The sequence below is a fragment of the Sedimenticola hydrogenitrophicus genome, from assembly GCF_029017505.1.
Classification (GTDB): Bacteria; Pseudomonadota; Gammaproteobacteria; order Chromatiales; family Chromatiaceae; genus Sedimenticola; species Sedimenticola hydrogenitrophicus_A.
In genome coordinates this window covers 46,889-60,319 of record NZ_JAQGEI010000037.1, presented here as the reverse complement: position 1 = coordinate 60,319, position 13,431 = coordinate 46,889, and the positions used below count along the sequence as shown (strand labels likewise).

Here is a 13,431-nt window from a genome sequence, read left to right as displayed (position 1 = left end):
TGCCTGGTGATCGATAAGGGCAACCACGGGGGGTTGCCCCTACACCCATCCCTGGCCTCCGCGGCATAAGTCCATCCCTGGGCAAAAAAAAACGGATACCGAAGTATCCGTTTTTTGTCGATAGTGGCGGAGCGGACGGGGCTCGAACCCGCGACCCCCGGCGTGACAGGCCGGTATTCTAACCAACTGAACTACCGCTCCGCGGAGCGCCAACCGGTTGCCGTTGAAGCAGACAACCAACGTTGGAGCGCGGTAGTTTAATGATTCCTGACGAAAGGTCAACCGCTTTTCTTTCTGGATTGTCGGGTTACCTCTGCAGGGCGTAGAGCTGGCGGATCTCCGCGCTCCAAAGCGTGTCGTCGACGGTCTCCAGCACCATCGGGATCTCCTCGAAACGGGGATCGTTCATGATGTATTCGAACACCGGCCAGCCCAGCTTGCCCTTGCCCAGACTCTCGTGCCGGTCGACCCGGGAGCCCAAGTCCGGTTTGCTGTCGTTCAGATGCACGCCCCGCAGGTAGGCGAAGCCGACAATCCGTTCGAACTCGCCAAAGGTCTGCTCGCAGGACTCGGCCGTGCGCAGGTCGTAACCGGCGGTGAAGGTGTGGCAGGTGTCGAGACAGACCCCGACACGGGACTTGTCCTCGACCCGGTCGATAATGGCGGCCAGGTGTTCAAAGCGGTGCCCCAGGTTGGTCCCCTGGCCGGCGGTGTTCTCGATCACCGCGGTGACGCCGGCGGTACGCTCCAGGGTGCGGTTGATGGAGTCGGCCACCCGGGCCAGGCTCTCCTCCTCGGGGATCTGCTTCAGGTGACTGCCGGGATGGAAGTTGAGCAGCTCCAGCCCCAGCTGTTCGCAGCGCCGCATCTCGTCCAGGAAGGCGTCCCTGGATTTTTCCAGTGCCTCCGGCTCGGGATGCCCCAGGTTGATCAGATAGCTGTCGTGGGGGAGCACATAGCGCGCCTCGATGGCGACGCGTTCCAGGTTCTCCCGGAAGCGCGCAATACTCTGGTCCGTCAGCGGCCTGGCCCGCCACTGCCGCTGGTTCTTGGTGAACAGGGCGAAGGCGGTTGCGCCGATCGCCTGGGCATTGAGCGGGGCGTTCTCCACGCCACCACTGGCGCTGACATGGGCACCGATACGTTTCATTCTGCTCTCCGCGGGAAAACGGCCCATGTTAGCCGAAACCGGTGGCGACTCACAGCCGTCCAAACCCCCGGGTTTTCCGGGTTTTCTCCCAATAGCCATTAACTTGCAAATCCTCATTAACCGCGAAAGGTACGAAAATCGCGAAATATTGTCATCCAATCACTGACATTTTTCGTGTATTTCGCGTGTTTCGCGGTTAACCCAGCACCCGGAACTCTAGCCTGGCCCCGACGCCTCGGCCGCCATTGATTAGACCGGATACATCAGCGACACGTTCCGCGGTGGCCGTTCAATCAGCGGTACCGGATCGGCCACCGCGTGCAGGGCGGTCAGCTCCCGGATGCCGCCGAGCTTGTTCAACTGGGTCACCAGCCGCTCCTGTGGACGCTCGCTCTCGACGGTCAGGTGGACCTTGAGCAGCTGCTCCGCAGCGTCGTTTTTCACCTCCAGGGAGCGGATGGCGAAGCCGCGGACGCGGGTGGTCTGGAGTATCTTCTCCAGCATGGCCGGGTGGGAACGGGCCTGGATGTGCAGACTGAATATCATGGGTTGGCTCCTGTCATTATTTGGTCATTGGCTTCGCCCGGCTTTACCATGGGCCAGACGTTGTGTTCGGTGGCGATGGCGACATGCAGCAGGGCGGGGCCTGGTGTCTCCAGTAGTTTGTTGATGGCGTAGGCCATGTCATCCGGGTCCGTGAGGCTCCGGGCCGGAATGCCGAAGGCTTGGGCCAGGGTGCAGAAGTCGGGGTTGTCGGAGAGATCGATCTCGCTGTAGCGCCCCTGGTAGCAGACGGCCTGTTGTTGCCGCACCATGCCCAGTGCCTGGTTGTCCAGGATGAGGATCTTGGTCGGCAGCCGGTAGCGGCCGATGGTCGCCAACTCCTGCATGTTCATCATGAAGGAGCCGTCGCCGGCGACATTGATTACCAAGGTGTCCGGGTTGGCCAGCTGGGCGCCGATGGCCGCCGGCAGGCCGAAGCCCATGGCGCCCAGCCCGCCGCTGGTGAGGTGTTTTCGAGGGTGGTCGAAGGCGTAGTGCTGCGCCACCCACATCTGGTGCTGGCCGACATCGCAGCTGATGATCGCCTGACCCCGGGTCATCGCTGACAGCTGGCGCAACAGGTGTGGCCCGGTGATACCGTCCTGCCGAGGCAGGGCAAAGCCATCCCGCGCCAGCCGTTCCCGGCACGCCGCCTGCCAGTCGCTCACCTCCAGGTGGATGGCCAGCGCCTTCAGATTCTGCCGGATATCACCCGCCAGGGCACAGCTGGCCTGGCGGAGCTTGCCGATCTCGGCCGGGTCGATGTCCAGGTGAATGACCCGGGCGTGGGGGGCGAAGCGGCTCAGCTTGCCGGTGACCCGGTCATCGAAACGGACACCCACGGCGATCAGCAGATCGGCCTCCTGAACCGCCTGGTTGGCGGCCACCGAACCGTGCATGCCGAGCATGCCCATGTTGCGGGGATGATCGCCCGGCAGCGTCCCCAACCCCTTCAGGCTGAATACCGCGGGGATGCCGGTGGTGTCGACGAAGTGGCGGAACGGGACGATGGCGTCGCCGAGCAGGATGCCGCCCCCGCCAAAGATGATCGGTCTGCAGCTTGCCTTGATCAGTTCTATCGCCTGGCGCAACTGCTCCTGGGTCGCTTGGGGCCGGGTCCGCGCCGGGTCGGGCTGGGGTAGGGTCCGCGCCGGCAGCGTGGCCAGCTGGATATCCTTGGGCAGGTCCACCAGCACCGGGCCCGGGCGTCCCTCCCGGGCGACGTGGAACGCCTGGTCGAGGATCTCCGGCAGCTGTTCGATCTGCTCTACCAGGAAGCTCTGCTTGGTGACCGGCAGACTCATGCCGAGCACGTCGATCTCCTGGAACGCGTCGCTGCCGATCAGCGGTGTCGGCACCTGACCGGTGATGGCCACCATCGGCACGGAATCCATGTAGGCGTCCGCCAGGCCGGTGATCAGGTTGGTGGCGCCGGGCCCGGAGGTGGCGAGACAGACGCCGGTGCGTCCGCTGGAACGGGCATAGCCGTTGGCGGCAAAGGCGCTGCCCTGTTCATGACGGCAGAGGATGTGCCGGATCGGGCTCTCCAGCAGCGCATCATACAGCGGCATGATACAGCCGCCGGGATAGCCGAACAGGGTATCGACCCCTTCGGACATCAGTTTTCTGACAATATATTCCGCTCCATTCATCGCTCTGTTGGCTCCCGCTTCAAAGGCAAAAAAAAACCCCCGGATCTTTCGATGCGGAGGTCTTTTCGGATTTGGGTGAAAAATGCTAGCCGATAGTCTCTCCGCGCAGTCGCTGTACGACTACTACTACCAGAGATACCACTACCATCAGCGAACGAATTTTCATGTGTTGTCTGTTACTTTTCCGTTTCCGGTTTTTGATTGATGGTCATTTCTACACCATCAGTTTGCGCGATGCAAGTGCCGATTGAAATCCGCACAGGCCCAGGGTGCCGCCGTTGTAGAGGATCAGTTGCGGACCGTCCGGGGTCTGATGCCGCATTTCGCATTTCACGGTGTAGAGGTGTTTGACCGAGTAGACCGGGTCCATCAGCAATCCGGTCTCGCGGGCGATGCGCCAGCTTTCATCGAGGATGGTCTTGTTGATGCTGCCGTAGGCGGCGGCGCTGGCTGGTCTGAGAAAGCGTACCTCGGGGCGCGGATCCGGCAGCGGGCTCCCGATCAGCCGCTCCAGCCAGGTCTCGAACCGGGCGTAGCGCTGGCGGAATTCTTCCGGATCACCGGCGATCTGGGTGATATGCACCCGCGGCCGGGTCAGGCCGAGCAGGCGCATCCCCAGCAGCAGGCCGATGGCGCTGATCCCGGTGCCGCTGTCGGTCCAGATGTCCCGAAACTCCAGGCCCAGATCGCGGCTGTTGCGCTGCACATCGGCCGCCAGGGTGAGGATGCCCGGCAACACCGCCTCGCTGTCACCACCCTCGGGAATGATTACCGCCCGCACCCCCTGCTGGCTAAGGCGATCAGCTTCCCGTTGGGCAATCTGCGCCACCTCCGGCCACTCCCGGGGGCTGACGTAGGCCATCCTGTCGCCTGGCAACAGCATGCTGAGGAGCAGGTGGTTACCTGTCAACGCCTTGTTTCCCGGGGTTTTTATCAGTGCCGATACATCAAGGCCGCGGCTCCTGAGCAGCTGGGCGAGGCCGAGCACATTATTCGAATGTGCACTGCCTATCAAGATTATCCGGCAATTGCCGCTATGCTCCAGAGTCGGGATCAGGCTGAGGTATTTTCGCTGTTTGGTGCCGACCGCATTGGCGTTGAGTTCATCCTCACGCTTGATGAACAGCGGGGCGGAGGGGCACTGCGGCAGATACCCGTTCAGGGGATGGCAGCGGCTCTTCCGGTTCAGCTCCCGATCCAGTCGGTCGCCGATAAGTTGTTGCAGAGGTTCGGGGAAACTCATAATAGAGTGCTCCGTCAATGTGATAATTACGGATTCAGCGTCCCTGTGGCGTTTCGCAGCAAGGCGCAGTGCGCGCCTTGCCATGAACGCTGACAAGCTCACTGAACTCGCAATTATCACATTGACGGAGCACCAGGGTTGTCCGGGCGATGCTGCCATTCAGCGGAGCCCGTATTGAAGCGGCGCCGTATTTAAGTAGCGCTGGGCCGGACATAGAGTTTATGTGGTTTGTTGCTCCGGCAAAACAGGCATGACAACAATATTGGCCTTTAATGAAGGTCAAACAATAACCGAACAAGAGAGAGGGGCGGAATAGCGATTCGAATCCCCGGGGTTTAACAGAGACAGCATGGTGAGCCGTTGATTTCCCGGGATGAAGTCAACGGTGTGCCATGTTTCCATGTTTCTATGGAAGACGGAAGATCCGGGGATCAGCGAATCTGACCGCACCTGGCGGATGAGGGAAGCGCGTGTCTGAATTGGATATGACAGATGACGGCAGTGTCGAGACGGATCTGCGCAGTGAACTGGAGACGCTGGGCGACAGAATGGACGAACTGGATGCGCTGATTGCCAGGTCGGAATCCCGTGCTCCGGGTAGCCCGGAGAACGCCCGAACGGCCAGCCGTGCCGAGGGGCTGTGGCCACCGTCCGCCACCGGGCAGGCCGATGAGCATCAGTTACGCGAGACCATCTCCCTGCTGAAGGCGACCCTCAATTCCACCACCGACGGTATCCTGGTGCTGGACAACGACCTGCGCGTGGTGATCTACAACACCAAGTTCGTCACCCTGTGGAATATACCGGCAGCGCTTGACCGGGATGACAAGAAGGGATGGCTGCGTGCCTTTACTGCGCCATTGATGGAGCAGGGCGAGTATTTCATCCGCCGTATCCGCGAACAGCTGACCCATACCGACGAGGCCACCCGGGACATCCTGCGCTTCACCGACGGGCGGATCTTCGAGAGCCATTCCCACCCGCAGCTGATCGAGGGGGAGATCGTCGGCCGGGTCTGGAGCTTTCGCGATGTGACCAAGCAACGCCAGGCCCAGGAGCTGGTGGAGTATCAGGCCACCTACGATCCCCTGACCGATCTGCCCAACCGGCGTCTGCTGCTGGATCGGCTGAACCAGATGCTGGCACGCTGCCGCCGCCATGACCGCATCGGTGCGTTGCTGTTTCTGGATCTGGATAATTTCAAGACCATCAACGATACCCTCGGCCACCCCATCGGCGATGCCCTGCTGCAGCAGGTGGCGCAGCGTCTCTCCGCCTGTCTGCGCCGCGAGGACACCGCCGCCCGGCTCGGTGGGGACGAATTCGTCCTGCTGCTGGCGGAGGAACGCGCCATGCTGGACGAATTCACCCATCAGGTGGATATCATCGCCAACAAGGTGATCACGGCACTCTCCGAACATTACGAGGTGCAGGGTCACCGCCTCTACGCCACCACCAGTATCGGCGTGGCGCTGTTTCCCCGCAACGGCGAGAGCGCGGATGATGTGCTGATGCAGGCGGATACCGCCATGTACCGCGCCAAGGAGGCGGGGCGCAACACGGTGCGGTTCTTCCTGCCCAGCATGCACCAGTCTTCCGAGGAACAGCTGCAGATGCAGAATGATCTGCGCCAGGCCCTGGAGCGCAATGAACTGAAGGTCCTGTGGCAGCCGAAGCATGATTTTTCCGGCAACACCCTGGGGGCCGAGGCGCTGCTGCGCTGGGAGCACCCGACGCGCGGCCTGATCATGCCGGGGGAGTTCATTCCGGTGGCGGAGGATATCGGTATCATCACCTCGCTCGGCAATCAGGTACTGGAGATCTCCTGTAACCTGTTGCGCAGGCTGGCGGATGAGTATGCCGAGGCGGGGCCGATCCATCTCTCGGTCAATATCAGTCCCCAGCAGTTCCAGCAGGCCGATTTCGCCATGCAGGTGGCCCACTTCCTGAAGACCAGCGGCGCCAATCCGGCGCGCCTGACCCTGGAGCTGACCGAGAACATGCTGGTGACCAACCTGGATGAGGTGATGGCGAAAATGGTTGACCTGAAACGTCTGGGAGTGCGTTTCTCGATCGATGACTTCGGTACCGGTTACTCCTCGATGGCCTATCTGAAGCGGCTGCCGCTGGACGAGATCAAGATCGACCGCTCGTTCGTCAACGACATCATCAGCGACCCGGAGACGGTGAGTATTGTCGAGGCGATCATCACCATGGCCTCCAAGCTCGGTTTGAGCGTGGTGGCCGAGGGGGTCGAGAACAGCCGCGAATTCGATTTTCTGCGCAAACGGGGCTGTCACTGCTTCCAGGGTTACATGTTGTGCCAGCCGTTGACAGAGCCGGAGTTCCTCTCATTCATCATGGAAGGCAACATCGATGAAGCACGGAAAAACGGCAGCCAGAGCGTGTTCGAGGGGTTTTGACCGTTTGGTCCCGGGCTTTACCGATTCCAAGGTGGTGCCGCGACCGTTCGGCCCGGGGGCGGGCCTCCTACAGTACAGGCTTCATTCCAGTGGGCGGTTCACCGGTAGGAGCGGCGCCCCCGCCGCGATTGTTGGCCTGGGATGTTGGCCGTGCCTGGAGCTGAACTTCAACTGATCAGACAGGTGTCCGGCGGCTGCGGGGTGAGCAGCCGGCGGATCTCCTCGGCCTGCTCCGCATCCAGTCCACCCTTCTCCAGGGCCAGCTCCACGGTCTCCTTGCCGAGCATGCGATAGATCGCCTGGTGGACGGGCGGTACCTCCCGCAGGCTGTCGATATGGCGTGCCACGGTGCTGCTGTCGCCGCGGCTGATCGGCCCGGTCAGGGCGTTGGGCAGGCCGGAATGGGCCAGGTTCTGCACGCTGCCGGCGATCAGCGGCAGTATCGCCTGCAGGCCATCCTGGCGTTCGATGCCGATCCGCTCCAGCAGGCTGACGGCGATGGACTCGATGGTGACCAGGTAATTGGCGGCCACCGAGAGGGCGGCGTGGTAGAGCGCCTTGTGCTCGGCCGGGATAATCAGGGTCTCCCCCTGCATGGCCTTGACCAGGGCTTCTCCGCGGCCGATGGCCGCGGCGCTGCCCTCCAGGCAGAACCAGGTGCCGCGCAGCAGTTCCGCCCCCTTCACCGGATCGGCCAGGGCCTGGATCGGGTGCAGTGAGAGTACCTCGGCACCCTTGCGCCGCGCCGGAGCGAGGACGTCGGAGGTGAGGGCGCCGCTGAGATGGAGAAACAGCTGGCTGGGGCGGATCACGCCCTGCTCGGCAATGGCGCGACAGGCCGGTTCGATCTGTCCGTCCGGGGTGGCGAGGATGATGATGTCGGCGCTGACCACCGCCGGCGCCGGGTCGCAGGTGGCGGGCGGGTTGTCGATCAATGCCGCGCAGCGCCGCGCCGATTCGAGGGAGCGGCTGGCCACCCCGGCAATCGGGTAACCGGCCCGGTGCAGCGCCAGCACCAGTGCGCCACCCGCCGCACCGGCACCGACCAGTGCAATCCGTTCTTTTGTCATCTATTTCCCCCTGGTTCTACTTTGTCGGATTGACCCGGATTGGCTTCTGCCCGGGTAACTACTCTCCCGGTCTGTGAGCGATTGGCCTGCCTTGTTGGCCGATCTTGATGGCGCCTCGAATCCGGCCCCGTTTTCAGATTCAAGCCTGCCCTTGTTTGAGCGAAGCGAGTTTGGGCAGGCGCTGAAAATGGGGCCGGATTCGAGGAGATAAGCCATCGTGTGAGGCCGGCAAGGCAGGCCAATCACCCCGTGAGTAGTTACTCACCCGGAAGCTATTCGCCCAATATCGGAAACAGCGCCAGAATCTGACAAAGTAGAGTCAGCCGCTGGCGGCGGTCTCGATCAGCTCCCGCGACGCCTTGGTCAAAATCTCGTTGCCCGCGCTGCCGATCAGCACGGTATCCTCTATTTTGACCACCCCGGCGCGCTTGTCCAGCATATGCATCTCGATCGCCAGTACCGAGCTGTCGGGGATGGTGGCGCGGTTGTTGGCGATAAGCACCGGCGGCTCGTTCACTTCGATACCGACGCCGTGGCCGATCAGCCGGCAGCGGCTGTCACCGGTGAAGCGCAGGAACTGCTCCTGCACCCGCATCTCGGCCGCCTTCTCCAGCGCCAGGTTATACACCTGGTCACAGCCCATACCCGGGCGGATCGCATCGATCACGTAATCGGCTATCTCCCGCAGATCGGCGTACAGCCCCTTCAGGCGCGGACTCGCCTTGCCGGCCACATAGGTGCGGGACTGGTCGGCGTGGTAGCCGTTGACCATGCTGGGGATGTCCACCACCACGGCGTCGCCGTCGTCAATGATCCGCTTGGAGGGGCCGATGGGCAGGGCGGCGCTGAGTCCCACACCGGTCACGGAGTAGACGATACCGGTAAAGTCACCCAGGTTGGCACCGGAGCTGATCGGGCCCATGCCCAGCGGCAGGTCGGGATGGCGCAGGAAGATGCCCCCCTCGTGCCCGGCCAGGCGGTGGCTGTTCTCGATAATGGCCGAGAGCTCCAGTTCGGAGATGCCGGGCCTCAACCCTTGCTGGATCGCCAGCTGTCCCGCCTCCACCACCCGGCAGGCGCGGCGGATCTGCTCGATCTCGTAGGCACTCTTGACCGTCCGCTGCTGCAGGATCAGCGGCGAGACGTCCTGCAGCTCAAAGCCCTGGAACAGCTTCTGATAGACCAGGTAGTTGTTGGCGGGCAGCAGGTCCAGTTCGATCCCCAGGCGTTTGTTCCAGAGGTAGGAGAAGTACTCCTGGTAGATGAAGTCGAGACGCCGCTCCTCGCTGATATGGGAGGCCTCGATACCGGCGGTCTGCACGGCGTAGGGGTAGCCGCTGCGCACGAACAGCCGGTAATCGTCGGGAAACACGGCCAGAAAGGCCGGCTGGGCGATACCGGTATAGTAGAAGATATCTCGTGAGTAGAAGAGCAGGGCGCCTCCCAGCCCCTGGTTGACCAGCTCGCGCTGGAAGATCTTGAGGCGCTCCAGATGTCGGCTCATGGCAATCTCCTGTCGGCGAATGTCTCTGTAGGTCGCGGCGTCGCTGGCTGCGCCGCCGATGGTCTGGTAATGAATAGACCGATCGGTATGTTTTTGGCTGTCGCCCATCCCGTAGTGCCTTTCATCGGTCAGGCCTGCAACTGTCGTAGATAGTGGTGCAGCTGGGATTTGGTCTGCTCGAGCACACTCTGGTCCCGGGTAACGGCATAGAGGGCGGCGGCGCCGTTCAGGGAGATGAAGATGAAGTTGGCGATCTCGCGATGCTGCAGCCCGGCCCGGATCAGTCCGCCCGACTCCGCCTCCACCAGCCACTGCTGAAGCAGTTTGGAGAAGCGGATGAAGCCGCGCAGCATGTGCCGGCTCATCTCCGGCGACTGGCCGGAGAGCTCCACCAGGGCGTTGAGGAAGAAGCAGCCGCCCTCGAAGATATCCCCGCCCAGGTAGTTCATCAGGTCGTTTTCGACCACCTTCTCGATGCGCCTGAGCGGGTCGGCGATGCCGCTCACCCCGGCGAACACCACCCGGTGCCAGCGCCGCACCGCCTCGTCATACACGGCATACCAGACCGCCTCCTTGCTCTGGAAGTGGCCATACAGCCCCCCCTTGGTCAGGCGGGTCGCCTCCAGGATATTGTTGATGGAGGTGCTGTGATAACCCTTTAGCGAAAAAAGCTGCAGTGATTTCTCAATAATGAGCTGGTGTGTGCGTGCGCCCTTGGTTTCCATGTCCACGAAAAAATATACCGATCGGTATATTTACCATAGCCCAGAGTAAGGGCTCGCGCAAAAATAAATTTCGGTATTCGGTCGACACTGGACCCCGCTGGCGGCGTTACACTTTTTGCCAAGGGAACGGCTTTGTCCAAGGATGGACTTATGCTGCGGAGGCCATGAGGAGTGGTACAGGGATGTACCGTTTACGGAGCCGAGGATGCAATGGCCGGGAGCGGCCATTGCCTGCAAAGCGTGCCTTGCGCGCGTGGCGCCCAGAGTAACCCGGCGACGCCCTCGGTACTGCGAAATTATTCTCGCGCGAGCCCTAAGAAACCGGGTCAATCAGTTGTTGGGATATTCTCCCGGGACACTTAGAATGCCCCTTACGGCGCAGCTGTGGAAATGAACAGGCACGATGGATTATACAAGACGATTTGGCGGCATTGCCCGGCTCTACGGCGAGGTGGGGCTCGACAGGTTTGCGCAGGCCCACGTCTGCGTCGTGGGGATCGGCGGGGTCGGTTCCTGGGTGGCGGAGGCGCTGGCGCGTAGCGGGGTCGGAACCCTCACCCTGATCGACCTGGACAACGTGGCGGAATCTAACGTCAACCGCCAGATCCACGCCCTGGAGAGCCAGTTCGGCCGCCCCAAGGTGGATGCCATGGCCGGGCGCATCCGCGAGATCAATCCGCAGTGTACCCTCATTACCCGCGAGGAGTTTGTCGAGCCGGACAACCTGGAACGCCTGATCGGCGGCCAGTTCGATTACCTGGTGGACTGTATCGACGCCTACAAGACCAAGGCGGCCCTGATTGCCCACTGCCGCCGGCACAAGATCCGCATCATCACCGTGGGCGGTGCCGGCGGCCAGAGCGATCCGTTGAAGATCCGCCTGGCCGATCTTTCCAAGACCCAGCATGATCCGCTGCTGGCCAAGACCCGGAAGCTGTTGCGCAAGAGCTATCGCTTTCCGAAAAACCCACAACGGCGTTTCGACATCTCCTGCGTCTACTCGGATGAGCAGCAGGTTTACCCGGACGGCCAGGGCGCGGTGTGCAGCGTGAAGCCGGAAGCGGGTAGCCCCGGTCACGGCCTGCACTGCGGCGGCTTTGGCTCGGCCATGACGGTGACGGCGACCTTCGCCATGGTGGCTACCGCCCATGTGCTGAAAAAACTGTCGGTGGGGCGGCGGTCACTCCGTGGTGGGCATGAGGTCCCCGCAGCCGAAGCCAGCGAAGAGGTGGAGTGACCGGGCTGATTAAGGGCCCACGCAAGAATAATCTCGCAGTACCGAGGGCGTTACCGGGTCACGCCGGCAAGGCGCCGGCGGAGTCTGTTGCCATCTGGCAACATAGAGTCTGGTTGGATTCCAGCATATTGATCCGCAGCGATTTTTCCTGTTGCCGGTCGGCGACAGCTTCCCGGGGCAACCTCCGTTACGTTTCCTCGATAAATCTCTACGGTAAATTCCGGGATAATCCCCCGGCTCAGCCGGGGAGGCGAGTCATGCGTGACCTATGCATGGGGCGAGCGCCTCTGGATGGGAGATGGCAAATGGGCTCTCGCCAAGACGCCAAGCACGCCAAGGAAAACCAATTCCTACCTGTAACTACTCACCCGTCTGTAAGTGATTGGTCTGCCTTGTTGGCCGATCTTGGTCCAGCCATCGTGTGAGGCAGGCAAGGCAGGCCAATCACCCCTTGAGTAGTTACTCTTAGCTTTAATCTTTGCGCGCTTGGCGTCCTGGCGAGAGTAATGATCCTTTACCGGTCCGGGACCGGGAAGGCGCCGTGGGTACGGAAATTTGTTCGGCCGCCTTGGGTGGTCCGGCTTTTAAGGCGCTCAACAAGCTCCCGGGTTTGCCGGTAGCTAACCTGTGCCCCGGCTATCCAGCGGTGTTGCAGGTGCGTTGGGCTGACGGATCAGGCTGCTTTGGCCGCCTGCTCCCGGGTGTAGAAGCGACCTGCCCGCAGGAAACCGGCGATAACACCGGGGCGAACCGCGATCACATGGCCCTTGGCATCATACTCGCTCACCCACTCAACCGGCAGACTATCCAGCAGGTGGAGGGGGGCCGGGCTGCCGTCGGCATAACGGGAGATCTCGTTACGCCCCGACAGGGTGTCGTGAAAGGCCGGGACAAAACCGGCGCTGCGGCAGTTTACGCTCACCCCGGTGGTTTCGGCGTACACCCGGTTTTGTTGTGCCAGTGTCCGTTGGTTCAGCACGCCCTGCTGTTGACCCGTCCGCTCTTGGGCCCGCTTTCCCGGGGCCGGCAGTTCTGTCATTCGTCCGATTATCTGTTTCATTGTCACTGCTCCATTCCTTCTTGCCAGAAATGAGGCATAACTCATGCCAATAAAATAAATAACCAATGAAAACAGTCAGATAAAATTTTGCCCCGGTGGTGTGGGGCGGAAGGCTGTAACTATTTGTAAAGTTGTCTTAACAGTTTGTTGCAACAATTCTGGGTCGGCGATGTCGCGGGAGGCGGTGTCGGGCGACCGGGATTCCCCGCAGCCGAGTCCGGAGATCATTCGTAGGCGCTGGGCACCATGCACATGAATACCAGCGGGCTATCGCCGGTGTTGCGATACTGGTGCACCTCATGGGGTTTGACCAGCAGGTAGTCGCCCTGGCGGATCGGGTGGGGGGTGTCCCCCTCCAGGGCCACCCCGCTGCCCTCGAGGATGTAGTTCAGGTGCTCGCTTTCATGGGCGTGGTGCGGGGTATGCCCACCCGGTTCCAGGGTGAATACGCGGATGGAGAAGTTGGGGGCGCCGTCCGCCTTGCCGATCGGCACCTGTTTGACCACCCCCTTGATGCCCTCCATGTTGACCGGGGTTGTTTCGCACGCGTTCAGTCGGGTGATTTTCATGGCTCGGATCCTGCGGTTGGCTTTGATAATCAGGCGTCCAGATCGGGGATCAACTCATCCTCGAGCTTGGCAATGGCGTCTTTCAACAGCAGCTTGCGCTTTTTCAGGCGTTTCAGTTGTAGCTCATTTTTGTAACCGCCCTCCGACAGGGCGGCGATGGCAACATCCAGGTCCCGGTGCTGTTGCCGGATTTCGAACAGTCGGTTTCTCAACTCTTCGTGTTGCTCGTCAATGGAGATCATAGGCCGCTTCTTA

12 protein-coding genes and 1 tRNA gene are annotated in these 13,431 nt (G+C 61.7%); 2 read left to right on the top strand and 11 right to left on the bottom strand.

All coding sequences use genetic code 11. From position 1 onward, the window contains the following. Positions 1–124: 124 nt before the first annotated feature. The 5 genes from O9K64_RS19440 to O9K64_RS19420 form a co-directional block, all read right to left on the bottom strand. Positions 125–201 (bottom strand) — tRNA-Asp (locus O9K64_RS19440). 106 nt (positions 202–307) lie between these two features. Continuing rightward, the gene (gene nfo / locus O9K64_RS19435; protein WP_275099761.1) at positions 308–1,150 is read right to left on the bottom strand and encodes a deoxyribonuclease IV; all 843 of its coding nucleotides are present in this window, start codon (positions 1,148–1,150) and stop codon (positions 308–310) included. Positions 1,151–1,399: 249 nt separating this feature from the next. Continuing rightward, positions 1,400–1,696: an acetolactate synthase 2 small subunit gene (locus tag O9K64_RS19430; protein WP_275099760.1), complete on the bottom strand. Its 297-nt coding sequence runs from the start codon at positions 1,694–1,696 to the stop codon at positions 1,400–1,402. Beyond that, positions 1,693–3,345, bottom strand: a complete 1,653-nt coding sequence (ilvG, locus tag O9K64_RS19425) for an acetolactate synthase 2 catalytic subunit (protein WP_275099759.1) — start codon at positions 3,343–3,345, stop codon at positions 1,693–1,695. Before ilvG ends, O9K64_RS19430 begins: the two co-directional genes overlap by 4 nt. Positions 3,346–3,559: 214 nt before the next feature. After that, positions 3,560–4,588: a hypothetical protein gene (locus tag O9K64_RS19420; RefSeq protein WP_275099758.1), complete on the bottom strand. Its 1,029-nt coding sequence runs from the start codon at positions 4,586–4,588 to the stop codon at positions 3,560–3,562. Between the two features lie 470 nt (positions 4,589–5,058). On the opposite strand from O9K64_RS19420, the gene O9K64_RS19415 reads away from it, so the two are divergent. Beyond that, a complete protein-coding gene (locus tag O9K64_RS19415) occupies positions 5,059–7,011 on the top strand; it encodes a putative bifunctional diguanylate cyclase/phosphodiesterase (protein WP_275099757.1) in 1,953 nt (650 codons plus the stop codon). A gap of 167 nt (positions 7,012–7,178) precedes the next feature. On the opposite strand, the gene O9K64_RS19410 is transcribed toward O9K64_RS19415, so the two are convergent. From O9K64_RS19410 to O9K64_RS19400, 3 genes are all read right to left on the bottom strand, one after another. Further along, positions 7,179–8,081: a Rossmann-like and DUF2520 domain-containing protein gene (locus tag O9K64_RS19410; protein WP_275099756.1), complete on the bottom strand. Its 903-nt coding sequence runs from the start codon at positions 8,079–8,081 to the stop codon at positions 7,179–7,181. Positions 8,082–8,400: 319 nt separating this feature from the next. After that, on the bottom strand, positions 8,401–9,585 hold the full coding sequence (locus tag O9K64_RS19405; RefSeq protein ID WP_275099755.1) for a M24 family metallopeptidase: 1,185 nt from the start codon (positions 9,583–9,585) through the stop codon (positions 8,401–8,403). Between the two features lie 128 nt (positions 9,586–9,713). Beyond that, the gene (locus O9K64_RS19400) at positions 9,714–10,310 is read right to left on the bottom strand and encodes a TetR/AcrR family transcriptional regulator (RefSeq protein WP_275099768.1); all 597 of its coding nucleotides are present in this window, start codon (positions 10,308–10,310) and stop codon (positions 9,714–9,716) included. 403 nt (positions 10,311–10,713) lie between these two features. Here O9K64_RS19400 and tcdA point away from each other — a divergent pair, with 403 nt between their 5' ends. Continuing rightward, complete coding sequence (tcdA, locus tag O9K64_RS19395; protein ID WP_275099754.1) at positions 10,714–11,547, top strand: tRNA cyclic N6-threonylcarbamoyladenosine(37) synthase TcdA; 834 nt, start codon at positions 10,714–10,716, stop codon at positions 11,545–11,547. A 673-nt stretch (positions 11,548–12,220) separates the two neighbouring features. Here tcdA and O9K64_RS19390 read toward each other — a convergent pair. From O9K64_RS19390 to O9K64_RS19380, 3 genes are all read right to left on the bottom strand, one after another. Then, positions 12,221–12,607, bottom strand: a complete 387-nt coding sequence (locus O9K64_RS19390) for a hypothetical protein (protein WP_275099753.1) — start codon at positions 12,605–12,607, stop codon at positions 12,221–12,223. A 224-nt stretch (positions 12,608–12,831) separates the two neighbouring features. Continuing rightward, positions 12,832–13,176, bottom strand: coding sequence for a cupin domain-containing protein (locus O9K64_RS19385; protein ID WP_275099752.1), 345 nt, complete (start codon positions 13,174–13,176; stop codon positions 12,832–12,834). A gap of 29 nt (positions 13,177–13,205) precedes the next feature. Beyond that, entirely contained in the window at positions 13,206–13,418 is a 213-nt protein-coding gene (locus O9K64_RS19380) for a YdcH family protein (protein WP_275099751.1), read from the bottom strand. Positions 13,419–13,431: the final 13 nt, after the last annotated feature.